The following is a 23,435-nucleotide window of genomic DNA, read 5'->3' on the forward strand; positions in this document are numbered from 1 at the left end:
AGGAATCGGCCAATCGTCCGCGATCGGGGTCGCGTCGCGCGCGGATCCGATCCCGCCCCCACCCACCCGGCGCGCGCGGACCCGCGGGCGTAGCCTGGAGGTGTCGACGGTGACGTCGGCGTCGCTGGAGGGAAGCGGTCATGCGCGAACTCGACGCGAGGATCGACCGGTGGGTTGAGGCGGGAGTCATTTCCCCCGCCACCGGCGAGGACTTGCGTCGCTTCGAGGCCGCTCACGCCGACGCCGACTCACCGCCCTCACTCGACGCGGAGCCCTCACCCACCCCACCCGCACCGCCGCGCGCGCTCGCGCTCGTCGGTGAGGTCGTGGGCTACCTGGGCGCCGCGCTGGTGGTCTCGGCGGTGTCCTTCCTCGTGAGCCGCACGTGGGGAGACCTTCCGACGGCAGGGCGCATCGGACTCGTCGGCGCCCTGCTCGCGGTGGTCGCCGTGGGAGGCACCCTCGCCTCTCGTCCGCCCTCCGCGCCCGCCCAGCGCCTCGCCTCGGTGCTGCTCGCGGCGACGGTGGGGCTGTCCGCGTGGTTCGCGTGGGTCGTGATCGACGCCGCCACCGTCTCCGACGACCTCGAGGCCCCGCTCGTGAGCGGGATCGCCCTGGCGGTCGCCGCGACCGTCTACGCGCTGCGCAGGCGCGCGCTCGCGCAGCTCGCCCTGCTCGTCACGCTGTGCGTCTTCGTGTCCCTGACCCTCGCCGCCGCACTCGAGCCCCGCGAGCAGCTCATCTCCCTGATCATCGGACTCGCGATCGCGGCAATCGGGCTCGCCTGGGTGGGGCTGGCCGTGACGCGGCGCCTCGAGCCCGCGCGCCTCGCGCTCGTGACGGGAGGACTGGTCGCGGTGTTCGGGCTGCAGGCGGGGTCGTTCGAGGAGGGTCGGTGGTGGATGTTGGCTCTCGCCGTGGCACTCTCGGTCGCCATGATCGTGATCGCCATCACTCGCTCGCCGCTCACGCTGCTCATCGTCCCCGGCGGGCTCGGGATGCTCGTCGCGGTGCCGCGACTCATCGAGAGGCTGGTGGGCGACGCGCTCGCGACCTGGGTCGCGGTGATGGTCACGGGGGTCGCGCTCGTGGTCGCGGCGGTCATGATGGTGCGCGAACGCGGCCGCCCGCGCACGCCGTAGGCACGCGAGCATGCCCGAGGCGAGCCAGACGCACGACGGGCCCCGAGGGATCGCTCCCCCGGGGCCCGTCGCATCGTCGCCGTGGACCTACTGGCCCTTCTCGGCGTCCGGGTCGAACGGCTTGCCCGAACGCGAGCCCGCCTGGTCGGCCTCGGCCGCGAAGCCCTCGGCCTGACGGCGCGCCTCCTCGAGCGCAGCACGCGGGTCCGCGAGCGCCGAGGTGATGCGCGACGCACGCGTCTTCGCCTTCTCGGGGTCCCGCGTGAGAGGCTCGGGCGACTCCTCCATGCCGAAGCCCGCGGCGACGGCCTTGAGCGCACCGGTGAACTCGGTGGGCACGAACCACATCTGGTTGTTGGTGCCCTTGGCGATCTCCGGGAGCATCTGCAGGTACTGGTACGACAGCAGCTTCGAGTCGGCGTCGCCCTCGTGGATGGCGTCGAATACCTGGAGGATCGCGCGGGCCTCACCCTCGGCGCGCAGGATCTTCGACTGCGCCTCACCCTCCGCGGTGAGGATCGCGGACTGCTTCTCACCCTCGGCCGTGAGGATCTTCGACTGCTTGACGCCCTCGGCCGTGAGGATCGCGGCGCGACGGTCACGCTCGGCACGCATCTGCTTCTCCATCGAGTCCTTGATGGACATCGGCGGCTCGATCGCCTTGAGTTCGACGCGGTTGACGCGGATGCCCCACTTGCCCGTCGCCTCGTCGAGCACGCCGCGCAGCTGACCGTTGATCTGGTCACGGCTCGTGAGCGTCTGCTCGAGGTCCATCGTTCCGACGATGTTGCGCAGCGTGGTGGTCGTGAGCTGCTCGACACCCGTGATGTAGTTCGCGATCTCGTAGACCGCGGACTTCGGGTCCGTCACCTGGAAGTAGATGACCGAGTCGATGTCGACCACGAGGTTGTCCGACGTGATGACGGACTGCGGCGGGAACGAGTAGACCATCTCGCGCAGGTCGACCTTGGCGCGCACCTTGTCGATGAACGGCACCAGCAGGTGAAGACCGGCCTCCATCGTGGTGTGATAGCGGCCCAGGCGTTCCACCAGGTAGGCCTGGGTCTGGTTGACCACGACGATCGCCCTCGCGATCGCGGTGATGACGAACAACGCGAGGACCGCAAGCGCGATCCACACGATGATCGTGAAAATGTCGGTGTCACCCATCAGTTCTCCTCTTCACGGGCGACCACAGCGATCGCCCCATCGATCCTCACGACGCGCGCCCGGGATCCCTCGCGCACCGGCGGTGCGCCGTCCTCGGTGCGCGCGGTCCACACCTCTCCATTGAGCTTGACGCGGCCGGCCATCACGGTGACCTCGTCGAGCGCCCACGCGTCGCGGCCCACGAGCGCCGCGGTGTTCGTCAGCGGCGCTCCCTCGCCCTTGGTGCGCAGGCTCTGCAGCAGGAACGGGCGCAGCAGCCCGATCAGCGCGGCCGACACGGCCAGCGCGATGATGACGCTGAGCCACCACGGCGCGCCCAGCCAGGCGGCGACTCCGCCGGCAATCGCTCCGCCTGCCAGCATGACGAAGAGCAGGTCGAGCGTGAACAGCTCGATCGCCCCCAGCACCATCGCGCCGATGAACCACCACAGCCATTGTTCGTCCACGATGACCTCCTTGTTTGCCAACGTACCAGGGATAACCCAGCCACGGCATCGTCCGCGGGGACGATGCCCGTCCTCCCGGGGACGGACGCGGAGTTAGGAGGCGCGACGGGCCGCGTAGCGGCCGCCAGAGGCGGCCAGCTCGACGGGCATGCCGTACGTATCGGAGAGGGCCTGAGCGGTGAGTGTCTCGCCGAGCGGGCCGGCGGCGACGATGCGCCCCTCGCGCAGGAGCATGACGTGGGTGAAGCCGTCGGGGATCTCCTCGACGTGATGCGTCACCATGACGATCGCGGGCGAGCGGTGGTCTCCAGCGAGCTCGGTGAGCGCGCCGAGCAGCTCCTCGCGGCCGCCCAGGTCGAGGCCGGCGGCGGGCTCGTCGAGGAGCAGCAGCTCGGGGTCCGGCATGAGGGCGCGCGCGACCTGCACGCGCTTGCGCTCGCCCTCACTCAGGGTCGAGAACTCGCGCTGCGCGAAGTCACCCATCCCGAAGGCCCACAACAGGGCATCGGCGCGATCCTCGTCGAGCCCCTCGTACTCCTCCTGCCAGCGGCCCGTGACGCCGTGCGCGGCGGTCATCACCACGTTGCGGACGGTCTCGTGCGGGGGGATGCGGTCGGCGAGCGCGGCGCTCGACAGTCCGACCCTCACGCGCAGCTCGCGCGTGTCGGTGTCGCCCAGGGTCTCGCCGAGCACGGTCACGGTGCCCTCGGTGGGGTGCAGGCGCGCGGATGCCATCGACATGAGCGTGGTCTTGCCCGCGCCGTTGGGGCCCAGGATGACCCATCGGTCCTGGTCCGAGACGGTCCAATCGATCTCCCTCAGGATCTCGTTGTCGCCTCGACGCACCCTCACGCCCTCGAACCTGAGCACCTCAGTCATGGGACGTGAGCCTATCCAAGAATCGACCGGTAGACGGCCAGGGTGCGCTCCCCGATCGCCTCCCACGAGAAGCTCTCGGCGGCCCGCTCACGACCCGCCTCTCCCATGCGGCGCGCGCGCTCGGGGTCGGACACCATGTCCGTGAGCGCCGCGGCGAGGTCACGCGCGAAGCCCTCGGGGTCGAGCGGCGTGCCGGTGCCGTCGTCGACCTGCGCGATCGGCACCAGGGTGCCCGTCACGCCGTCCACGACCACCTCGGGAATGCCGCCCGTCGCGGTCGCGACCACCGGCAAGCCCACGGCCATGGCCTCGAGGTTGACGATTCCCAGCGGCTCGTAGACCGAGGGGCACACGAACGCGGTGCACGCGTCGAGCACCGCCACGAGCTCCTTGCGCGGGAGCATCTTCTCGATCCAGATCACGCCATCGCGCTGCGCCTGGAGCTTCTCGACCGCGCCCGAGACCTCGGCCGCGATCTCCTTGGTGTCCGGGGCGCCCGCGCACAGCACCACCTGGATGTCGGCCGGGAGCTGCTCGACGGCCTTGAGGAAGTAGGGCAGACCCTTCTGGCGCGTGATGCGGCCCACGAACACGATCGCGGGGCGCGAGGGGTCGATCCCGTGGTCGGCGACCACGGCCGCGGCCGCCGCGCGCTCCTCATCGGTCGAGGGCGCGGCCCACGCGTCCACGTCGATCCCGTTGTGGACCACCTGGACCTTGGCGGGGTCGATGCTCGGGTAGCAGCGCAGCACGTCCTTGCGCATACCCTCGCTCACCGCGATCACGGTGTCGGCGGCCTCGTAGGCGGTCTTCTCGATCCAGCTCGACACGCGGTAGCCGCCGCCCAGCTGCTCGGCCTTCCATGGGCGAAGGGGCTCGAGCGAGTGCGCCGACAGCACGTGCGGGATGCCGTGCAGCCGTGCGGCGAGGTGTCCGGCCATGTTGGCGTACCAGGTGTGCGAGTGCACCAGGTCCGCACCCGCGCAGTCCTTGGCCATGGGCAGGTTGTGCGCGAGCACGTCGAGCGACGCGTCCCCGACGCCGCCGCCAAGCGCGTCGTATCCGGTCACGCCCGGCTCCTCGCGCGGGCCGTCGAACGCCCGCACGCGCACGTCAAGATGCTCACGCAGCACCGCAGCAAGCTCGGTCACATGGACGCCCGCTCCTCCGTAGATGTGGGGCGGGTACTCACGGCTGAGGATGTCGACGCGCATGACTCCCACGCTAGCGGTTCCCTCCGGCGTGGACCGGCGCTGGCGTCCGCTTTCCCCCTATGCTGGCCATATGTCAGCGCCGAAAGTTCTCGCCATTGTCCTTGCAGGAGGTGAGGGCAAGCGACTGATGCCCCTCACCGCTTCTCGCGCGAAGCCCGCGGTCCCCTTTGGGGGCACCTACCGGCTGGTCGACTTCGCCCTGAGCAACCTGGTGAACTCGCGGTATCTCCATATCGTGGTGCTGACGCAGTACAAGTCGCACTCGCTGGACCGCCACATCGCCCGCACGTGGCGCATGTCGCCGCTGCTGGGCAACTACGTGGCTCCGGTCCCCGCTCAGCAGCGCCGCGGCCCGCACTGGTACCTCGGCAGCGCTGACGCGATCTATCAGACCGTCAACATCATCGAGGACGAGCAGCCCGACATCGTGGTGATCGTGGGCGCCGACCACGTCTATCGCATGGACTTCTCGCAGATGGTCGACGCGCATATCGCGTCGGGTGCCGAATTCACGGTGGCCGGCATTCGCCAGCCGATCGAGATGGCGGACCAGTTTGGCGTCATCGACGTCGACCCGGCCACGCCCGACCGCATCCGCGCATTCCTCGAGAAGCCCAAGGACCCCGAAGGCCTGCCCGACAGCCCGCACGAGATCCTCGCGTCGATGGGCAACTACGTCGCCAACGCCGACGCCCTGCTCGCCGCACTCACGGCCGATGCCGACAACCCGGCCTCGAAGCACGACATGGGCGGGGACATCGTCCCGTGGTTCGTGGACCGCGGCACGTGCGGCTTCTACGACTTCATCCGCAACGACGTCCCCGGCTCGACCGACCGCGACCGCGACTACTGGCGCGACGTGGGAACGCTCGACATGTACTACGACGCCCACATGGACCTCATCGCGGTGCAGCCGGTCTTCAACGTCTACAACGAGGACTGGCCCGTCCACCAGGGACTCATCACGCACCCGCCGGCGAAGTTCATCCACTCGGAGGAGGGCCGCCTGGGCCACGCCGCCGACTCGATCGTGTCTCCCGGCGTGATCGTGTCGGGCGCGACCGTCACGGGTTCCGTGCTCTCCCCCGGCGTGCGGCTGCACTCGTGGTCGACCGTGTCGGACTCGGTGCTGCTCGACAACGTGCAGATTCACCGCCACGCCCAGGTTCACCGCGCGATCCTCGACAAGAACGTCGACGTTCGGGAGGGCGCGCGCGTGGGCATCGACCGCGAGGCGGATCTGGCTCGCGGCTACACCGTCACGGAGAGCGGCATCACGGTGGTCGCGAAGGGCACGGTCGTCACGGCATGAGGTTGTGCGTCCTCGACGTCGATTCCACCCTGATCACCGCCGAGGTCATCGAGCTCATCGCCGCTCGGGCCGGCACGCGTGAGATGGTCGCCGACATCACCGAACGCGCGATGCGCGGCGAACTCGACTTCTCGGAATCCCTGCGCGAGCGCGTGGCCACACTGGCCGGGGTGCCCGACACGGTGTTCGGCGAGGTCCTCGCGGAGGTGTCTTTCACCCCCGGCGCGCCCGAACTCATCGCGGCGCTTCAGTCGCGTGGCTGGGAGGTCGCGCTCGTCTCGGGCGGCTTCGTCGAGGTGGTGGCTCCCTTGGCTGCCAGACTCGGCATCACCCGCTTCCGCGCCAACCGCCTCGAGGTCGAGAACGGCGTCCTCACCGGTCGCACCACGGGGCTGGTGGTCGACCGCGCGGTCAAGGCCGCGACGCTGCGCGAGTTCGCCGCCGAGGTGGGCTGCGCGATGGGAGACACGGTCGCGATCGGTGACGGCGCGAACGACCTCGACATGATGGCGGCCGCAGGACTCGGCATCGCGTGGCACGCCAAGCCCGTGGTGCAGGAGAAGGCGGACTACGCGCTCAACGGCCCTCGGCTCGACGCGGCACTCGACATCATTCTCGACCGCGCGTCATAGGCGACGGGTCGAGACGACCCATCGCGGCGGCGGGTCGAGGGTCTCTAGCCCTAGCCCACCCGCTCCCGCGCAGCGATCCCCATGATCGCGAAGGCCTGCGCCTCGACGCTCACGCCCGGACGATCGAAGCCGGGCGCCCCGCACACCTCGCGCACAAGCCCGTGTTCGTCGACGCGCGCGAGTGACGCATCGGCCCACCGTGCAGCAACCTCGGCGTACTCTCCCGGCAGCCAGCCGTCGGCGACACCGGTGAATGCCGCATACGCGAACATCAGTCCCGCGGCGCCGTCCACAAACGACTCCGCGTCGTCGAGCACGTCGTGGAACCGCCCGTCGGCGCGTTCGTGGCGCGCGACCGCGTCCAGCAACGCGCGCGTCTCCGACTCCCACCGCACCCGCACGGACTCGGCCTCGACGCCCAGGTGCAGCGCGCGCGAGAGACCGGCCGCGATCCATCCGTTGCCGCTCGCCCACGGCTCGGCGCGCGTCAGCGTGCCGGTCGCCATGTCGTAGCGGTGCGCGTAGAGCCCCGTCGAGGGATTCCACAGCTGCTCGCGGTGCATGCGGTACTGCATGTCGGCGGGCGCCAGGTCCCCCGACGCCACGAGTGCGGGCACCACCATGTAGACCGAGTCGGCCCACACCTCCGACGAGCCCTTCAGGTGGTGCAGCACGCCCCAGTCGTCGCGCGGCGCATGCCGCAGCAGCCACCAACGCTCGCGCTGGGCCGCCTCCGCGGCACCCGAGTCGGCCTCACCCAAGAGCAGCGCCGCCTCGAGCAATGCGCCGGAGTTGACGGCCCCGGCATCGTCCATGCCGCCCAACTGGCCGTCGGAGTCGGCGCGCACCACCGCATCGCGCGCGAGGGCGCGCGCGAGGTCAAGGTCACCCGAGTCGATCGCGGCGTGCGACGCGACGCCCTGCTCCCAGGCGAAACGCTGCATCGAGAGCAGCGCACGCCAGAGCGAGGACGTGGCGGTCACTCCTCGACGTCGCGGCCGGACAGGACGTGCAGCAGGCGGCCGCAGCGCGAGTCCACCTGGGCCCATGGCACGTCGATCTCGAGCACGGCGGCAGTCCCGGTCGGCAGTCCGTGAGCGACGCGCTGCAGCGCGGTCTTGTCCGAGCCGGAGCCCGCGAGATACGCGGCCACGGCGGAGGAGGTGGGCTCGTGACCCACGACCACCACGGTGTCGGCGTCGCCCGCCTCGCGCAGGACGTCGAGCACGCCCGCCACGTTGGTCTCGTAGAGGTCCTCGAGGAAGCGCTCCTCGGCCGGCGCGAACGCCGGCGCCATGAGCTTCCACGTCTGCTGCGTGCGCACGGCCGAGGACACGAGCGCCAGGTCGGGGCGGATCCCGGCGCGCGCGATCACCTCGCCAAGCTTGGTGGAGGCCTTACGGCCGATCAGCGCGAGCGCGCGATCCATGTCCTGAAGACCGGGCGCGGGGGCCTCGGCCTTGCCGTGACGAGCGAGAATGAGCGTAGGCACGTCAGCTACTGTCCCATGGCGTGGACGCCGCCGTCCACGTGGATCATCTCGCCGGTGGTGGCGGGGAACCAGTCGGACAGCAGGGCGGTCACGGCGCGAGCGGTGGGCTCGGTCGCGGAGGAATCCCAGCCGAGCGGCGCGCGCTCCGACCAGCGGCCCTCCATCTGGTCGAATCCGGGGATGTGCTTGGCCGCGGTGGTCTTGATGGGGCCCGCAGACACGACGTTGCAGCGGATCCCGAGCGGACCCAGGTCGCGCGCCACGTAACGGTTGACGGCCTCGAATGCGGCCTTCGCCACTCCCATCCAGTCGTACACCGGCCACGCAAAGCGACCGTCGAACGTGAGGCCGACGATCGAGCCGCCGCCGGTGAGCAGCGGCTGGGTGGCCTGCGCGAGCGCCTTGAGCGAGTACGCGGAGATGTGCACGGCCGTGGACACGTCCTCCCACTCGCCCGACATGAAGTTGCCGCCCATGACGGACTGCGGGGCGAAGCCGATCGAGTGGACCACGCCGTCGAGGTGCGGAACGTGCTCGCGCACGCGGTCGGCGAGCGCCTCGAGGTGGGCGGGATCGGTGACGTCGAGCTCGACCACGGGCGCCTCGACGGGCAGGCGGCGGCCCATGGCCTGCGTGATCTTGAACGTGCGACCCACGCCGGTGAGCACCACGGTGGCGCCCTGCTCCTGGCACAGTCGCGCCACGTCGAATGCGATCGAGCCCTCGGTGAGCACTCCGGTCACGAGGATGCTCTTGCCTTCAAGGATGCCCATGGTTCCTCCTGGGGATTGGGACGATGCTGGGGCTGGCTTAGTGGCCCATGCCGAGTCCGCCGTCGACGGGCAGCACGGCGCCGGACACGTAGCCGGCCGCGTCGGACGCGAGGTAGACGGCGGCGGCGGCGACCTCGGCGGTAGAACCGAAGCGCTTGGCAGGAATGGTCGACTCGTACTGCTTGACGGTGTCCTCGGGCAGCTCCGCCGTCATGTCGGTGGTGATGAAGCCGGGTGCGATGACATTCGCGGTGATGCCGCGGGCGCCCACCTCGCGCGTGATCGAGCGCGCCATGCCGACCAGGGCGGACTTGGAGGCCGAGTAGTTGACCTGGCCTGGGTTACCCATGAGGCCCACGACGGAGCCGATCAGGATGATCCGCCCGTAGCGCTCGCGCATCATCGAGTTCACGGCGCGACGCACGCAGCGGAACGTGCCGGTGAGGTTGACGTCGAGCACCTGCGAGAAGTCGTCGTCGGACATGCGCATGAGCAGCCCGTCGCGCGTGATGCCGGCGTTGGCCACCAGGACGCGGACGCGCCCGTGCTGGGCCTCGAGTTCGTCGAAGGCCGCGTTGACGGCATCGGTGTCCGTGACGTCGGCGATCGCTCCGGTCACTCCGTCGGGGAGGTCTCCCCCGCGGTAGATGGTCGACACGGTGTCGCCATTGGCGACGAACGCCTCGGCGAGGGAGCGGCCGATGCCGCGCGCGGCTCCGGTGACAAGGACGTGGCGGGTCATGGGGGCCACGGTAGCGGAGCGCCGGGGCCGCGCGCGAAAAGCGCGCCCACTAGCATCGTGCGGGTGACCACCGCCTCCCGCGCCGCGCGCATCGTCCGCGTGATCGGGGCCGTCCTGCTCATCGCCGCGATCTCGGCGGTCGCCGTGCGGGCGGGGTTCTGGCAGTGGGGCCGGCACGAGGCGCGCGCCGAGGCGATCGCGCTCTACGAGGCCAATGCGCAGGCCGATCCTGTCCCGCTGGCCGCCGCAGTGCCTCCCGGCGCGGCCGTGGGCGACGCCGAGTGGACCACGGTCTCCGTGTCGGGCATGTTCGACTCCGACTCGCTGACGCTGCTGCGCAATCGGCCCATCGACCGCGAACGCGTGTATCAGGTGCTGGTGTGGTTCGACACCGAGGACGGCCGGTCGCTGCTCCTCAACGCCGGCTACGTGCCGGTGCCGGGGCCCGACGAGGATCTCGCGCTCGCGGACTTGCCCACCGGTGAGGTCGAGGTCACGGCCGTGCTGCGCGTCGCGGAGCCCGACGACGGCCGCCGCGACGACGGCGCCACGCGCGTCACGCCGCTCCAGATGCCCCCGCCCTCGCTCGAGCCCATCGACGGCTACGCGATGGTGCGCGAGGCGTGCTTCGACGGCACGTGTGTCGACTCGTTCGGCGGGCAGGTGCCGTTGCCCACGCTCAGCCTGGGGCCGCACCTCGCGTATGCATGGCAGTGGTTCGCCCTCGCGCTGTTCGCGCCCGCGGCGGGCATCGTGATCGCCCGGCGCGGTTCCCGCGGCGACACAGACGATGCCCCGCGCACCGCCGCGCGCGCGTCCCGCCGGTCCGGCCCCACCGACGAGGAGATCGAGGACGCGCTGTAGCGTCCCCGCGTCCCCGCGTCGCCCAGTGGCCGACCCGCTACGCCAGGGAGATGAGCTCCTTGTAGGATTCGTTCCACAGGTCCTCGACGGCGTCGGGCAGCAGCAACACGCGCTCGGGCTCGAGCGCCTCGACGGCGCCCTCGTCGTGCGTGACGAGCACCACGGCGCCCTCGTAGGTGCGCAGCGCACGCAGGATCTCCGCACGCGAGGCCGGGTCCAGGTTGTTCGTCGGCTCGTCGAGGAGCAGCACGTTCGCCTGCGACACCACCAGGGTCGCGAGCGCGAGCCTGGTCTTCTCGCCGCCCGAGAGCACCTTGGCCGGCTTGTAGGCATCGTCCCCGATGAACAGGAACGAGCCGAGCACGTTGCGCACCGCGGTGTCGTCGAGGTCGGGGGCCGCGTGGCGCAGGTTCTCGAGCACCGTCGCGTCCATGTCGAGAGTGTCGTGCTCCTGCGCGTAGTAGCCCAGCTTGAGGCCGTGCCCCGGCTGCACCTCGCCGGTGTCGGGGTCTTCAACGCCTCCCAGCAGGCGCAGCAGCGTGGTCTTGCCGGCACCGTTGAGTCCCAGCACCACGACGCGCGAGCCGCGGTCGATCGCCAGCTCGACATCGGTGAACACCTCGAGAGAGCCGTACGACTTCGACAGCTCGGCGGCGCGCAGCGGCGTCTTGCCGCACGCCGCCGGCGTCGGGAAGCGCAGCGACGCGACGCGGTCCTGCACGCGCTCGCTCTCGACACCCGCCAGCATGCGTTCGGCGCGCTTGGCCATGTTCTGCGCCGCGACGGCCTTGGTGGCGGTCGCCTTCATCTTCGCGGCCTGCGCCATCAGCGCGGCGGCCTTCTTTTCGGCGTTGTCGCGCTCGCGTCGCCTGCGCTTCTCGTCCGTCTCCCGCTGGCGCAGGTACAGGTCCCAGCCCAGCGCGTACTGGTCGAGCTCGCCGCGGTTCGCGTCGAGGTGGAACACGCGCGTCACCGACGCCCTGAGCAGCTCGACGTCATGGGAGATCACCACGAGTCCACCGGGGAAGGACGCGAGGAAGCCGCGTAGCCACACGATCGAGTCCGCGTCAAGGTGGTTGGTGGGCTCGTCCAGCAGCAGGGTCTCGGCGTCGGAGAACAGGATGCGCGCGAGTTCGACACGGCGGCGCTGACCGCCGGACAGGGTTCCGAGCGGCTGACCCAGGATGCGCTCGTCGAGCCCCAGGTTCGCGGCGATCCGCTGCGCCTCGGACTCGGCCGCATAGCCGCCTGCCGCGCGGAAGCGCTCCTCGATGCGCGGATACGCGTCCATGGCCTTCTCCATGACCTTCGGGTCGGGGCTCGCCATGCCCTCCTCCGCCTCGCGCATCTTGGAGGCGAGCGCGGCCAGGTCCCGCACGGCCAGAATGCGATCGAGCGCGAGCTGCGTGGGCTCGCCCTCGCGCGGGTCCTGAGGCAGGTAGCCGATGCTGCCCTTGTGGGACACCGAGCCTCCCGTGGGCTGCGCCTCGCCCGCGAGGATGCGCGTCATGGTGGTCTTGCCGGCGCCGTTGCGCCCGACCAGTCCCACCCGGTCGCCGGGTCCGATTTGGAAGGTCGAGGGGTGCAGCAGCACACGGGCGCCGATGCGGACCTCCAGATCCTTGGCGATGATCACACGTTCTCCCTGCGGCTGATGACTGGTGATGGTGGGGTTCCCACAACGTTTGCGCACCCCCGGCGAAACCCCGGTGCGTGGACCGGGCGCGCGGCTAGGGTTGCCGCGTCCATTATCCCAGGGGGTTCCCATGGCTCAGCACCGCGGCCTCGCCGGCCAGTCCATCGCACTCATCGCCGTCTTCGCGGGCCTCATCGCCGCATCGACGCTCGTGCCCGAGATCACGCTCGTGGGCGGCGTCCCGCTCACGCTGCAGACGTTCGCAATCGTGCTCTCCGGCCTGGTCCTGGGTGCATGGCGCGCGCTGGCCGCGGTGACGCTCTACCTGATCCTTGGCTTCGCCGGGCTGCCCATCTTCGCGAACGGAGCCGCCGGTCTCGCGGTCCTCACCGGCCCCACGGGCGGCTACCTGATCGGCTTCATGCTCGCCGCCGTGGTCCTGGGCGCGAGCGCCTCGGCGCTGGCGCGTGCCGGGATCCTCGCACGCCGCGGAGTCGCCGCTGCCGCGCTCATCGGGGTGGGATTGCTGTCCCTTCCCGCCGTCTACATGGTCGGCGTGCCGTGGCTGGCCTGGCGCACCGGCATGACGATCATGCCCGTGGGCTGCAGCGGCCTCACCGACCCCGACTGCGTGTCCGCGGTGACCGTGGGCGTCATCCCCTTCCTGGTGGGCGACCTCATCAAGGTGGTGCTCGCCGGACTGGTCGCCGCGACCATCCACCGTGCCTACCCCGGCCTGCTGGGATCGGCCCGCGCCGTCGTCGCGGCCTCCTGCGACGGTGCGGAGGACAAGGCGGCGGCCGCCACCGCTTAACCTTGACGCATGATCGAGTTCAAGGAGGCGGCGGTCGTCGCGCCCGATTCGGGTGTGCCGATCCTCGAGCCCACCACGCTCACCCTCACCGAGGACCGCATCAGCATCATCGGCGCGAACGGTTCGGGCAAGTCCACGCTGGCGCGTCTCATCAACGGCCTCGTGCTGCCGGTGACCGGCTCCGTCGAGGTGGACGGCCTCGACACGCAGAAGAACGGGGCGCAGGTGCGCCGTAAGGTGGGCTACCTCTTCACGGACCCCTCCGCGCAGCTCATCATGCCCACGGGCGTCGAGGACGTGGCGCTCTCGCTGCGGCGCGTGATCAAGAACCGCAAGGAGCGCGAGGAGGCCGCGATGGCCGCGCTCAAGGAGATCGGCCTCGCCGCGAAGGCCGACGTCTCGGTCAACGCGCTCTCGGGAGGCCAGCGCCAGCTGCTCGCGCTCGCGGGCGTGCTTGCGTGCACCCCCGAGATCGTTGTCGCCGACGAGCCGACCACACTGCTCGACCTGCGCTGGCGCGCCCACGTGGGCGCGCTGTTGCGCTCGCTGCCGCTCCAGGTCATCGAGGTCACGCACGACCTCGACTCGGCGGCGCGTGCCGAGCGCACGCTCGTGGTCGACCTGGGCCGCGTGGTCTTCGACGGCGATCCCAAGGAGGCCGTGGGGATCTACCGCGACCTCATGTTCGGCCGCGCGACGCAGGGCGCCACCGCGTGATCTCGCTGCTCGGGCTGTACCGGCCGCGGCGCACGCCGCTGCACCGGGCACCCGTGTGGTTCAAGATGCTCCTGCTGCTGGGCATCTCGATCACGACCATCGCCGTGTCGGATCCCGTCACGACCATCGGCATCACGGCCGCGTGCCTCCTCCTGCTCGCCTCGACCCTCCCTCCCCTCAAGGCGACGCTCAAGGGCATGGCGTTCATCATCGTGATCGCGGCGCTCACCACGCTCTTCCAGTTGTGGCGCGGGGAGTACGTGCGCGCTCTCGACCTCGCGGGCGACCTCATTTCGATCGCGGCGCTCGCCCTCGCGATCACGAGCTCGACCTCCATGGGCGCGATGCTCGACTTCATCACCACCCTCGCGACGCCGCTCAAGTGGATCCTGCCGCCCGAGACCATTGGCGTGATGGTCTCGCTCACGCTGCGCTCGATCCCCGAGGCCGCCCGCATCCTCACCGAGGCCAGGGTGGCCGCCCGTGCCCGCGGCCTTGATCGCGACGTCCGCGCGATCCTGTTCCCCTCCGCGTCACGCACCGTGGGCTTCGCGCTCCAGTTGGGGCAGGCGCTTCACGCCCGCGGCATCGCGGAACACGGCCGCGCGGCAAAGGCCACCCCTCGCCCGGCCCCGCAAGGGGACGATGCCGTGGCCCCGGTTCTTCCGTCGCCTCCCGTGCGCGAGGCCGTCCCTGGGGACCCCGAGAACTCCACGAGTTAGGGCGCGAGTTCAGGGCCGTCCCAAGGATTGATCCACGGGACGCCGGTGCGGGCGAAGTCCTGAGCGTTTCCGGTCACGACCGTCGCCCCGTGCACGTGTGCGACCGCGGCGATCATGCAGTCGGCCATGCCGGGCGCCTGGGGATGGGCGAGGAGTCGGCCCGCCACGATCGCCGCCTCGGCCGTGAGGTCGAGGACCCGTCCACCGAAGGTGTGGACGAGCGCCTCGAGCCACGCGTCGAGCGTCCGCGCCTGTGCCTCGTCCCCACGCAGCCGCAGCCTGTCGATCCCGTACCGGATCTCCATCAGCACCGGTGCAGGCACGTAGGTCGCGTCGGCCTCGACGCCGCCCGCCCATCGCTCCACCGCCGAATCCCGCTTGCGCAGCGCGGAAAGCACGTTGGTATCGAGCGCGAAGATCACAGGTCGACCTCGCGCATGGTTCCAGCGACGTGATCGAAATCGACGTCGACTCCGCCGGAGTCCGGCAACACCCTCATGACCTCGAGGAGCGTCGCGCGCTCGACCGCGGATTCGATGGCACTCAGCCGGTAGACGACCCGCCCATGTTTGGTGATGAGGACCTCGTTGCCCTCATCAACTGCCTGCGTCACCACGCTCGTGCGCTGATTCAGATCCCGTGCAGTGAACATCTTGACCGCCATGCGCGCGCTCCTTCACCGTTGTCGCTACATCGCTACTTTACGACCGACGCCCAGTCGGCACCAGAGCGTGGCGGACACCTTCGCACCGCCACGGGCTGGGCGCGCGCTAGCCTGGAGCCACCACGGGAGGTAACTCATGTCCTTCGATGACGGCGCACGGCTCGACCCCGGGCGCGTGCGGGCAGGCGGGCGCGGCCGACGCGCGGGAGGCATCGCCGTCGGCGGCGGACTCGGCGGACTCGCGCTGGTCCTGCTGGTGATGTTCCTGGGCGGTAACCCCGGTGACCTGGACGCACTCATGGGCGGCGTGGGCGAGGCACCCGTCGACGAGACCGCCCAGGGCGACCTCGCAACGCGTTGCCAGACGGGCGCGGACGCCAACGAGTACACCGACTGCCGCATGGTGGGCGCCGTCAACTCCCTCGACGCGTACTGGGTCGACGCCCTGCCCGCCGCGGGCTTCGAGCTCGAGTTCCCCGGCGTGACCCTCTTCGAGGCAAGCGCGCAGTCGGGCTGTGGCACGGCATCGTCCTCGACGGGGCCCTTCTACTGCCCTCCCGACCAGACCATCTACCTCGACGTCGCGTTCTTCGACGTGCTCGAGAGCCAGTTCGGGGCGTCGGGCGGACCGCTCGCGCAGATGTACGTCATGGCGCACGAATACGGCCACCACCTGCAGAACCAGATGGGGGTGTTTGAGATCGCGGACCGCTCGGGCGCGGGGGCGGACTCGGACTCCGTCAAGGTCGAGCTCATGGCGGACTGCCTCGCCGGCGTGTGGGCGAGCCACGCGGCGACCGTACCCGACGCGTCGGGCACGCCGTTCCTCGAGCCGCTCACGGCCGCGGATGTCGCGGACGCCGTCTCCGCCGCGGAGGCCGTGGGTGACGACCGCATTCAGGAGGCGGTCCAGGGGGAGGCCAACCCGCACACCTTCACGCACGGCACGGCCGAGCAGCGGCGTGACTCGTTCATGACCGGCTACGACACGGGCGACATCGCCCAGTGCGACGCGTTCGGGGTACTCGCGGGATAGGTGAGCCGCGGGGCGACGTCCTCAGTGCTCGTCGAGCATCTGCGCGAGCCGTGTCGTCGTGCGCCAGTTGCGGATGGTCATCACGCGATAGAACGGCGTCGCCATCACGGTCGACATGCGGCTCTTGGTGCGCTGCGCGCTGAGGCGGCGGAAGTAGACGGCCCTCTCCCCCGCCCACGCGGAGTCGACGCCCTCGCGGATGCCGAACGCCGCGCGCGCCTCCTCGCTGGAGACGCCCGGGCGGAGGAAGGCGACGTCGTAGTGGTAGAGGTCGGGCTCGCCGCCAAAGCCTGCGGGCGCGGTCGCGACCACGGCGCGCAGGGAGTCGGCGGCGGCCGCGACCACCACGGTGTCGACCGAGAAGTCCTCGGCCAGTACCGCCTCGACGGCCTCGGCCGCGGCGATCTCATCGAGTCCTGGCGCGCCAAAGAAGACGTTTCCGGACTGGATGTAGGTGCGTACGCCGTCGAGCCTACGTGCCGCGAGGGACTCCCTCAGCTGCGCCATGGGCACGATGTTGTGGCCGCCCACGTTGATGCCGCGGATGAGCGCGACGTGAGTGGCCGGGGTCACGGCTCAGACGTTGAAGCCGAGTGCCCGCAACTGCTCGCGGCCGTCGTCGGTGATCTTGTCGGGGCCCCACGGCGGCATCCACACCCAGTTGATGCGGAAGCCGTCGACGAGCCCGTCGAGCGCCTGCGAGGTCTGGTCCTCGATGACGTCCGTCAGCGGGCAGGCCGCGGACGTGAGCGTCATGTCGATGACTGCGTGGCGGTTCTCGTCGAGCATCACGCCATACACGAGTCCCAGGTCGACCACGTTGATGCCCAGCTCGGGGTCGATGACGTCGCGCAGCGCCTCCTCGACATCCGCGGCGTTGGCCGGCGCGGTGGCGTTCTCTGTCATGCCTGTCCTCCTTCGGAAACTTCGGGGGCGGCGCCAGCGGACGATGCCGCTCGCGCCTGGGCCAGTGCGTCCCGCAGGGCCATCCAGCCCAGCAGCGCGCACTTAATGCGTGCAGGATACTTGCCGACTCCGACAAACGCGGTGGCGTCTCCCAAGAGGTCCTCACGCTCCTCGTCGAGGTGTTCGCCCTTGGACTGCATGAGGGCGCGGAATGCCTCGATGGTCTCGTCGGCGGTCGCGAGCGACTCCCCCTGCAGGAGCTCCGCGAGTACGGAGACCGAGGCCTGCGAGATCGAGCAGCCGTGGCCCTCCCATGCGATGGCGGACACCGTGTCGCCGTCGACGCCCACGCGCAGCGTGACCTCGTCACCGCACGTGGTGTTGAGCTGGTGCGACTCGCCGGTGCCGGCGGCGTCGATCGTGATGAGGCCACGACCGTGCGCCTCGCGCGCGTGGTCCATGATGACCTGCTGATACATCTGTTCGAGGGTGCTCATGCGCTCACTCCGAAGAAGCTGCGGACGGCGGCCAACGCGTCGACGAACGCGTGGATGTCGTCCTCGGTGGTGTAGACGTGCGCCGAGGCGCGCGTGGATCCGGTGAGTCCCAGGCGGCGATGCAAAGGCTGGGCGCAGTGGTGTCCCACGCGCACCGTGACGCCGCGATCGTCGAGCACCTGACCCACGTCGTGGGCGTGGACGCCGTCGACCGCGACAGCCGCGAGGCCCAGGACCTCGGCACCCGAGTCCGCCGCGGGGCCCAGCAGCCGCACGCCGGGGATCTCGGTCACCGCGGCCCGCAGGATGCCCGCCAGGTGCGCCTCATGCGCCGCCACGCGGTCCATTCCCAGGTCCGCGAGGTAGCGTGCGGCGGCCGCCATGCCCACGGCCTGAGCGACGGGCTGAGTGCCGGGCTCGAAGCGCTGCGGGGCGTCGAGCCACGTGGTCTCCTCCATGGTGACCACGCGGATCGCGCTACCGCCGAAGATCGACGGGGGCAGCGCATCCAGCAGTGCCTTGCGACCCCACAGCGCGCCCACTCCCGTGGGACCCAGCATCTTGTGGCCGGAGAACACCGCGAAGTCGACGCCCAGCCCGGTCACGTCGACCGGCAGGTGCGGGACGCTCTGGCACGCGTCGAGCACGGTGAGCGCGCCCACCTCGCGGGCCCGCGCCACGATCGCCGCGACGTCGGTCACGGCGCCCGTCACGTTGCTCGCGTGCGTGAAGGCGACGATCCTCGCCCGCTCGCCCACGACATCGGCGAGCGTGTCCATCCTCAGCACCCCGGAGTCGTCCACCGGAAGCCACCTGAGCGTGGCTCCCGTGCGGGCCGCGAGCTGCTGCCACGGGATGAGGTTCGCGTGGTGCTCGGCCTCGGTGATGACGATCTCATCGCCGGGGCCGATCCTGAACGGCGCCGCGGCGGTGCCGCCCGCGCCGACGGATGCGAGTCCGATCCCGTTCGCGATGAGGTTGATGCCGCCCGTGGCGCCCGAGGTCCACACGATCTCCTCCGCGGGCGCACCCACGAACCGCGCCACGTCGCCGCGCGCGGACTCGAAGGCCTCGGTCGCCTCCTCCGCGAGCAGGTGGGCGCCGCGTGCGACGGCGCCGTTGTGCTCGCGATAGAAGGCGGACTCGGCCTCGAGCACGGCGAGCGGCTTCTGCGAGGTCGCCGCCGAGTCGAGGTACACGAGCGACTTCCCGTTCCTCACCGTGCGGGCGAGGAGCGGGAAGTCACCGCGGAGGTCGGGAAGCATGGATTACGCGTCCGCCAGGTAGCGGTCGTAGCCCTCGGCCTCGAGGCGGTCGGCGAGCTCGGGGCCGCCCTCCTCCGCGACGCGGCCGTTCACGAACACGTGGACGTAGTCGGGCTTGATGTAGCCCAGGATGCGCGTGTAGTGGGTGATGAGCATGACGCCCAGTCCCGTGGTCTCCTTGGCGCGGTTGACGCCCTCGGAGACGATGCGCAGCGCGTCGACGTCGAGGCCCGAGTCGGTCTCGTCGAGGATGGCGATCTTGGGCTGGAGGAGCTCCATCTGCAGGATCTCGTGGCGCTTCTTCTCGCCGCCGGAGAAGCCCTCGTTGACGCCGCGCTCGCCGAATGCGGGGTCCATGCGGAGGTTCTCCATGGCGCCGCGGACGTCCTTGACCCACGTGCGCAGCTTGGGGGCCTCGCCGTCGATCGCGGTCTTTGCGGTGCGCAGGAAGTTGGACACCGAGACGCCGGGCACCTCGACGGGGTACTGCATCGCGAGGAACAGGCCCGCCTTGGCGCGCTCGTCGACGCTCATCTCGAGGACGTCCTCGCCGTCCAGCGTGACGGAGCCCTCGGTGATCGTGTACTTGGGGTGACCGGCGATCGAGTACGCGAGGGTCGACTTGCCCGAGCCGTTGGGGCCCATGATGGCGTGGGTCTCACCCGAACGGATGGTCAGGTCGACACCCTTGAGGATCTCCTTGACGCCCTCGGGGGTCTCGACAGTGACGTGGAGATTGCGGATCTCCAGGGTGTGCTGGGGCGCGGTGGTCATGCGTTCTCCTTGGTAAGAATGGGGGCGTCGACATCCACGAGCACACGCTCGCCGTCGACTCGGGTGGGGTAGGCCTTGACCGGCGACATGGCCGGCAGCTCGGTGGCGGCGCCGGTGCGCACATCGAAGCGGGCGCCGTGCGCCCAGCACTCGATCTCGCAGCCCTCGACCTCGCCCTCCGAGAGCGAGACCTCGCCGTGGGTGCAGATGTCGCCGATCGCGTACACCTCGCCGTCGTCGGTGCGCACCACCGCGACGGGGATCTCCTCGCCCGACGCGACCGTGAGCAATGCCTGGCGGGCGGTGCCCGGCGCGAGGTCGGCGAGGTCGCACGCGAACTGCTCACTCATGCTCGATCACCTCTTCGACGTGGGCGAGCTCGCTGTCGATCTGGTTCAGCAGGCTCGACTCGACGGCGGGCACGCCGATCTCCCTGATGAGGTCGGCAAAGAAGCCGCGCACCACGAGCTTGCGGGCCTGGTCCTCGGAGATTCCGCGCGAGCGCAGGTAGAACATCTGCTCCTCGTCGAAGCGCCCGGTCGCCGAGGCGTGACCCGCGCCGGCGATCTCGCCGGTCTCGATCTCAAGGTTCGGAACCGAGTCGGCGCGGGCGCCGTCCGTGAGCACCAGGTTGCGGTTGAGCTCGTACGTGTCCGTGCCCTCGGCGGCCGCGCGGATGAGCACGTCACCGATCCACACGGAGCGTGCGGTCGCGCCGGCGAGCGCGCCCTTGTACGTCACGCGCGACGTGCAGTGCGGCACCGCGTGGTCCACGAACAGCTGGTGCTCCTGGTGCTGGCCGGAATCCGCGAAGTACAGCCCGAACAGGTCGACCGAGGCGCCCTCCCCCGCGAAGGCCGCGGAGGTGTTGAGGCGCACGACCTTGCCGCCGAGCGTCGCGACGGTGCCGCGCAGGCGCGCGTCGCGTCCCAGGCGGGCGAGCACCTCGCCAGCGTGGATGGCATCGGCATCCCACTGCTGAATGAGCACCAGGTTGAGGCTCGCGTTGTCCGCCAGGTCGACGGAGACCAGCTCCGAGTAGCGGGCGGTGCCGGTGCGGGTGATGACCACGGTCGCCTCGGCGGAGGTGCCGACCTCGATGAGCAGGTGGCCGCGAACGTCGCCGCCGGTGCCCTCGAGGTCGATCGTGATGGGCTCGTCGACGACGGTGTTCGCCGCAAAGGTCAGCGCCATGGCGCCGCCCGCGTGCTTGACCGCGACGGCCGAGGCACGGTCGCCGGGCGCGCGCACGGTCCTGGTGCGGGCATCGTCCTCACTCACCTGGGTGAGGGAGACTCCCGCCGGCAGCTCGCTCGTGGTCCACGCGAGGTGGCCGGCGGCGGGCTCGTCCGCGAAAAGCGGCGCGAGCTCGCGCACGGGCGAGAACCGCCAGTTCTCCTCGCGCCCCGTGGGCAGGGGGAACGCCTCCACGTCGAAGGACGTGGGGCGGTCCGCGCGCGAGGCGTCGGGGACGATGCCGTGGGAATGGGCCGCGTCAGCGGTGGCCTGGGTGTGATCGGTGAGGGTCAACCGACGGATCCTTCCATCTGGAGCTCGATGAGGCGGTTGAGCTCGAGGGCGTACTCCATGGGCAGCTCGCGCGCGATGGGCTCGACGAACCCGCGCACGATCATGGCCATGGCCTCCGACTCGTCGAGCCCGCGGGACATGAGGTAGAAGAGCTGGTCCTCGGACACCTTCGAGACGGTCGCCTCGTGGCCCATGTGGACGTCGTCCTCGCGGACATCGACGTACGGGTAGGTGTCGGAGCGGGAGATCTGGTCCACCAGCAGCGCGTCGCACAGCACGTTGGACTTCGAGTTCTTGGCACCCTCGAGCACCTGAACCAGCCCGCGGTAGGACGTGCGTCCGCCGCCGCGCGCGACCGACTTGGAGACGATCGAGCTCGAGGTGTTGGGGGCGGCGTGGACCATCTTGGCGCCGGCGTCCTGGTGCTGGCCCTCGCCCGCGAACGCGATCGAGAGCGTCTCCCCGCGTGCGTGCTCACCCAGCATGAAGATCGCCGGGTACTTCATGGTGACCTTCGAGCCGATGTTGCCGTCGACCCACTCCATGGTGGCGCCCTCGGCGGCCGTGGCGCGCTTGGTCACCAGGTTGTAGACGTTGTTCGACCAGTTCTGGATGGTCGTGTAACGCACGCGCGCGTTCTTCTTCACGATGATCTCGACCACCGCGGAGTGCAGGGAATCCGAGCTGTAGATGGGCGCGGTGCAGCCCTCGACATAGTGGACGTACGAGCCCTCGTCGGCGATGATCAGCGTCCGCTCGAACTGGCCCATGTTCTCCGTGTTGATGCGGAAGTAGGCCTGCAGCGGGATCTCGACGTGCACGCCCGGCGGCACGTAGACGAACGATCCACCGGACCACACGGCGGTGTTGAGCGCCGCGAACTTGTTGTCGCCGGTCGGGATGACGGTGCCGAAGTACTCCTCGAACAGCTCCGGGTGCTCGCGCAGCGCGGTGTCCGTGTCGAGGAAGATGACGCCCTGCTCCTCCAGGTCCTCGCGGATCTGGTGGTAGACGACCTCGGACTCGTACTGCGCGGCGACGCCGGCGACCAGGCGCTGCTTCTCGGCCTCGGGGATGCCCAGGCGGTCGTACGTGTTCTTGATGTCCTCGGGCAGGTCCTCCCAGCTGGTGGCCTGCTTCTCCGTCGAGCGCACGAAGTACTTGATGTTGTCGAAGTCGATTCCCGTGAGGTCAGAGCCCCACTGCGGCATCGGCTTCTTGCCGAACAGGCGAAGGCCCTTGAGACGGGTCTCGAGCATCCACTCGGGCTCGTTCTTCAGCGCCGAGATCTCGCGGACGACGTCCTCGTTGAGGCCGCGCTTCGCGATCGCGCCTGCCGTGTCCGAGTCGTGCCATCCGAACTGGTAGTTGCCGATCGAGGCGATGGCCTCGTCCTGCGTCATGGGCTCAGTGGGAGCACTCATGCTCATCCTTCCTTCCGGGTGGGGGTGGCGAGCGGAATGGTCGTGGTGCACACGTGGGCGCCGCCCGCCAGGGTCGACAGGCGCTGCACGTGGACGTCGAGAAGGCGCGAGAAGGCGCGGGCCTCCGCCTCGCACCATTCGGGGCTGTTCTCCGCGAGGGCCTGCACGGGGCAGTGACCCTGGCACAGCTGGACGGTGATGCCGCCGGGTCCGGGACGGACCGATGCCGCGAATCCCTTGGCGCCCAGCGCGGTCGCGAGCGCCGCGACCTTGCGGTCCATGGGAGCGTCCTTGTCGAGCGAGGGCAGCAACTGCTGCTCGAGTTCGCGGGCCTTCTCCTCGACAAACCTCTCGAGTCCGCCCAGGTCACGCAGCAGGTCCATCGCGTCGACTGCGACGCCGCGATACGCGGACGTCAGTGCGCGCTGGCCCTCGGAGGTGGCGACAAAGGAACGGGCGGGGCGCCCGCGCCCGCGCACGTGGCTGCCGGGGGGCTCGTGGTCGACGATGTGCCCGGCCTCCTCGAGGGCGGTGAGGTGCCGGCGCACGCCGGCCGCCGTCACACCCAGGTCCGATGCGAGCGCGGCGGCCGTGATGGGACCGGCCGTGGCGATGAGGCTAAGAACGCGATCGCGCGTGGTGTCCGCGGACATGGATCCTCCTCGTCAGGATGGTTGGGGAGCCGGGTTGACGATGCTCAGCGAATTAGGAACATTCTTGTTGCCGATTCCCTTCCCCGCAAGCAAGGCGAGCCTTACCCACCCGCGCATGCGTGCGCGGCGTG

At 70.2% G+C, this 23,435-nt stretch carries 28 protein-coding genes; 8 read left to right on the forward strand and 20 right to left on the reverse strand.

Translation table 11 applies throughout. The features are described from left to right. Positions 1-140 precede the first annotated feature (140 nt). Positions 141-1,142: a DUF2157 domain-containing protein gene (locus ABEA62_RS08745; RefSeq protein WP_286216190.1), complete on the forward strand. Its 1,002-nt coding sequence runs from the start codon at positions 141-143 to the stop codon at positions 1,140-1,142. Between the two features lie 87 nt (positions 1,143-1,229). On the opposite strand, the gene ABEA62_RS08750 is transcribed toward ABEA62_RS08745, so the two are convergent. The 4 genes from ABEA62_RS08750 to glgA all read right to left on the reverse strand — a co-directional run bounded on the left by ABEA62_RS08750 (position 1,230) and on the right by glgA (position 4,851). Further along, entirely contained in the window at positions 1,230-2,312 is a 1,083-nt protein-coding gene (locus ABEA62_RS08750) for an SPFH domain-containing protein (RefSeq protein WP_286216191.1), read from the reverse strand. Continuing rightward, positions 2,312-2,779, reverse strand: a complete 468-nt coding sequence (locus ABEA62_RS08755) for an NfeD family protein (RefSeq protein WP_286216192.1) — start codon at positions 2,777-2,779, stop codon at positions 2,312-2,314. Before ABEA62_RS08755 ends, ABEA62_RS08750 begins: the two co-directional genes overlap by 1 nt. A 72-nt stretch (positions 2,780-2,851) precedes the next feature. Continuing rightward, positions 2,852-3,637 (reverse strand): ABC transporter ATP-binding protein, encoded by a 786-nt coding sequence (locus ABEA62_RS08760; RefSeq protein ID WP_345379677.1) that lies wholly within the window; start codon positions 3,635-3,637, stop codon positions 2,852-2,854. Positions 3,638-3,648: 11 nt separating this feature from the next. Continuing rightward, positions 3,649-4,851 carry a glycogen synthase gene (glgA, locus tag ABEA62_RS08765; protein ID WP_286216193.1) on the reverse strand — a complete coding sequence of 401 codons (1,203 nt, stop codon included), beginning with the start codon at positions 4,849-4,851 and terminating at the stop codon, positions 3,649-3,651. Between the two features lie 70 nt (positions 4,852-4,921). On the opposite strand from glgA, the gene glgC reads away from it, so the two are divergent. Then, positions 4,922-6,163 (forward strand): glucose-1-phosphate adenylyltransferase, encoded by a 1,242-nt coding sequence (glgC, locus tag ABEA62_RS08770; RefSeq protein WP_286216194.1) that lies wholly within the window; start codon positions 4,922-4,924, stop codon positions 6,161-6,163. Continuing rightward, the gene (serB, locus tag ABEA62_RS08775; protein WP_286216195.1) at positions 6,160-6,795 is read left to right on the forward strand and encodes a phosphoserine phosphatase SerB; all 636 of its coding nucleotides are present in this window, start codon (positions 6,160-6,162) and stop codon (positions 6,793-6,795) included. The genes glgC and serB overlap by 4 nt, the downstream gene beginning before the upstream one ends. Before the next feature lie 50 nt (positions 6,796-6,845). Here the strand turns inward: serB and ABEA62_RS08780 are convergent, their stop codons facing one another. From ABEA62_RS08780 to fabG, 4 genes are read right to left on the reverse strand one after another with little or no spacing between them, the layout of a single operon-like run. Next, positions 6,846-7,778 (reverse strand): glycoside hydrolase family 88 protein, encoded by a 933-nt coding sequence (locus tag ABEA62_RS08780; RefSeq protein WP_286216196.1) that lies wholly within the window; start codon positions 7,776-7,778, stop codon positions 6,846-6,848. Next, complete coding sequence (locus tag ABEA62_RS08785; protein ID WP_286216197.1) at positions 7,775-8,287, reverse strand: SixA phosphatase family protein; 513 nt, start codon at positions 8,285-8,287, stop codon at positions 7,775-7,777. Before ABEA62_RS08785 ends, ABEA62_RS08780 begins: the two co-directional genes overlap by 4 nt. A 5-nt stretch (positions 8,288-8,292) precedes the next feature. After that, positions 8,293-9,060: an enoyl-ACP reductase FabI gene (gene fabI, locus ABEA62_RS08790; protein WP_286216198.1), complete on the reverse strand. Its 768-nt coding sequence runs from the start codon at positions 9,058-9,060 to the stop codon at positions 8,293-8,295. A 37-nt stretch (positions 9,061-9,097) separates the two neighbouring features. Continuing rightward, the gene (gene fabG / locus ABEA62_RS08795; protein ID WP_286216199.1) at positions 9,098-9,802 is read right to left on the reverse strand and encodes a 3-oxoacyl-ACP reductase FabG; all 705 of its coding nucleotides are present in this window, start codon (positions 9,800-9,802) and stop codon (positions 9,098-9,100) included. A gap of 63 nt (positions 9,803-9,865) precedes the next feature. On the opposite strand from fabG, the gene ABEA62_RS08800 reads away from it, so the two are divergent. Further along, positions 9,866-10,666 carry an SURF1 family protein gene (locus ABEA62_RS08800; RefSeq protein WP_286216201.1) on the forward strand — a complete coding sequence of 267 codons (801 nt, stop codon included), beginning with the start codon at positions 9,866-9,868 and terminating at the stop codon, positions 10,664-10,666. 37 nt (positions 10,667-10,703) lie between these two features. On the opposite strand, the gene ABEA62_RS08805 is transcribed toward ABEA62_RS08800, so the two are convergent. After that, positions 10,704-12,302, reverse strand: coding sequence for an ABC-F family ATP-binding cassette domain-containing protein (locus tag ABEA62_RS08805; protein ID WP_345379683.1), 1,599 nt, complete (start codon positions 12,300-12,302; stop codon positions 10,704-10,706). A 130-nt stretch (positions 12,303-12,432) separates the two neighbouring features. Between ABEA62_RS08805 and ABEA62_RS08810 the strand changes: the two genes are divergently transcribed. The 3 genes from ABEA62_RS08810 to ABEA62_RS08820 are packed head-to-tail and all read left to right on the forward strand — an operon-like array spanning position 12,433 to position 14,555. Beyond that, the gene (locus ABEA62_RS08810; protein WP_286216202.1) at positions 12,433-13,116 is read left to right on the forward strand and encodes a biotin transporter BioY; all 684 of its coding nucleotides are present in this window, start codon (positions 12,433-12,435) and stop codon (positions 13,114-13,116) included. A 9-nt stretch (positions 13,117-13,125) separates the two neighbouring features. Beyond that, positions 13,126-13,833, forward strand: a complete 708-nt coding sequence (locus ABEA62_RS08815; RefSeq protein ID WP_286216203.1) for an energy-coupling factor ABC transporter ATP-binding protein — start codon at positions 13,126-13,128, stop codon at positions 13,831-13,833. Beyond that, positions 13,830-14,555, forward strand: a complete 726-nt coding sequence (locus ABEA62_RS08820) for an energy-coupling factor transporter transmembrane component T family protein (RefSeq protein WP_286216204.1) — start codon at positions 13,830-13,832, stop codon at positions 14,553-14,555. The genes ABEA62_RS08815 and ABEA62_RS08820 overlap by 4 nt, the downstream gene beginning before the upstream one ends. On the opposite strand, the gene ABEA62_RS08825 is transcribed toward ABEA62_RS08820, so the two are convergent. Then, a complete protein-coding gene (locus tag ABEA62_RS08825; protein WP_286216205.1) occupies positions 14,552-14,977 on the reverse strand; it encodes a type II toxin-antitoxin system VapC family toxin in 426 nt (141 codons plus the stop codon). The two genes, ABEA62_RS08820 and ABEA62_RS08825, sit on opposite strands and share 4 nt — an antisense overlap. Further along, the gene (locus ABEA62_RS08830) at positions 14,974-15,219 is read right to left on the reverse strand and encodes a type II toxin-antitoxin system Phd/YefM family antitoxin (protein ID WP_286216206.1); all 246 of its coding nucleotides are present in this window, start codon (positions 15,217-15,219) and stop codon (positions 14,974-14,976) included. Before ABEA62_RS08830 ends, ABEA62_RS08825 begins: the two co-directional genes overlap by 4 nt. A 136-nt stretch (positions 15,220-15,355) precedes the next feature. On the opposite strand from ABEA62_RS08830, the gene ypfJ reads away from it, so the two are divergent. Further along, the gene (ypfJ, locus tag ABEA62_RS08835) at positions 15,356-16,255 is read left to right on the forward strand and encodes a KPN_02809 family neutral zinc metallopeptidase (protein WP_286216207.1); all 900 of its coding nucleotides are present in this window, start codon (positions 15,356-15,358) and stop codon (positions 16,253-16,255) included. A 21-nt stretch (positions 16,256-16,276) separates the two neighbouring features. Here the strand turns inward: ypfJ and ABEA62_RS08840 are convergent, their stop codons facing one another. Genes ABEA62_RS08840 through ABEA62_RS08880 form a run of 9 tightly spaced genes read right to left on the reverse strand, consistent with a single transcriptional unit; the run spans position 16,277 to position 23,304 of the window. Further along, the gene (locus tag ABEA62_RS08840; protein WP_345379688.1) at positions 16,277-16,828 is read right to left on the reverse strand and encodes a DUF1697 domain-containing protein; all 552 of its coding nucleotides are present in this window, start codon (positions 16,826-16,828) and stop codon (positions 16,277-16,279) included. A 3-nt stretch (positions 16,829-16,831) separates the two neighbouring features. Beyond that, the gene (locus ABEA62_RS08845) at positions 16,832-17,161 is read right to left on the reverse strand and encodes a metal-sulfur cluster assembly factor (protein WP_286216211.1); all 330 of its coding nucleotides are present in this window, start codon (positions 17,159-17,161) and stop codon (positions 16,832-16,834) included. Next, positions 17,158-17,658, reverse strand: a complete 501-nt coding sequence (sufU, locus tag ABEA62_RS08850) for a Fe-S cluster assembly sulfur transfer protein SufU (RefSeq protein WP_345379691.1) — start codon at positions 17,656-17,658, stop codon at positions 17,158-17,160. The genes ABEA62_RS08845 and sufU overlap by 4 nt, the downstream gene beginning before the upstream one ends. Further along, complete coding sequence (locus tag ABEA62_RS08855; protein WP_286216212.1) at positions 17,655-18,923, reverse strand: aminotransferase class V-fold PLP-dependent enzyme; 1,269 nt, start codon at positions 18,921-18,923, stop codon at positions 17,655-17,657. Before ABEA62_RS08855 ends, sufU begins: the two co-directional genes overlap by 4 nt. Before the next feature lie 3 nt (positions 18,924-18,926). Beyond that, positions 18,927-19,697 carry a Fe-S cluster assembly ATPase SufC gene (gene sufC / locus ABEA62_RS08860; RefSeq protein ID WP_286216213.1) on the reverse strand — a complete coding sequence of 257 codons (771 nt, stop codon included), beginning with the start codon at positions 19,695-19,697 and terminating at the stop codon, positions 18,927-18,929. Next, positions 19,694-20,047 carry a Rieske (2Fe-2S) protein gene (locus ABEA62_RS08865; protein WP_286216214.1) on the reverse strand — a complete coding sequence of 118 codons (354 nt, stop codon included), beginning with the start codon at positions 20,045-20,047 and terminating at the stop codon, positions 19,694-19,696. The genes sufC and ABEA62_RS08865 overlap by 4 nt, the downstream gene beginning before the upstream one ends. Further along, on the reverse strand, positions 20,040-21,227 hold the full coding sequence (sufD, locus tag ABEA62_RS08870; RefSeq protein ID WP_345379696.1) for a Fe-S cluster assembly protein SufD: 1,188 nt from the start codon (positions 21,225-21,227) through the stop codon (positions 20,040-20,042). Before sufD ends, ABEA62_RS08865 begins: the two co-directional genes overlap by 8 nt. Continuing rightward, positions 21,224-22,657 carry a Fe-S cluster assembly protein SufB gene (sufB, locus tag ABEA62_RS08875; RefSeq protein WP_425558007.1) on the reverse strand — a complete coding sequence of 478 codons (1,434 nt, stop codon included), beginning with the start codon at positions 22,655-22,657 and terminating at the stop codon, positions 21,224-21,226. The genes sufD and sufB overlap by 4 nt, the downstream gene beginning before the upstream one ends. After that, on the reverse strand, positions 22,654-23,304 hold the full coding sequence (locus tag ABEA62_RS08880) for a helix-turn-helix transcriptional regulator (RefSeq protein WP_345379699.1): 651 nt from the start codon (positions 23,302-23,304) through the stop codon (positions 22,654-22,656). The genes sufB and ABEA62_RS08880 overlap by 4 nt, the downstream gene beginning before the upstream one ends. Positions 23,305-23,435: the final 131 nt, after the last annotated feature.

The organism is Demequina sediminis, from assembly GCF_039545075.1.
GTDB classification, from domain to species: domain Bacteria; phylum Actinomycetota; class Actinomycetes; order Actinomycetales; family Demequinaceae; genus Demequina; species Demequina sediminis.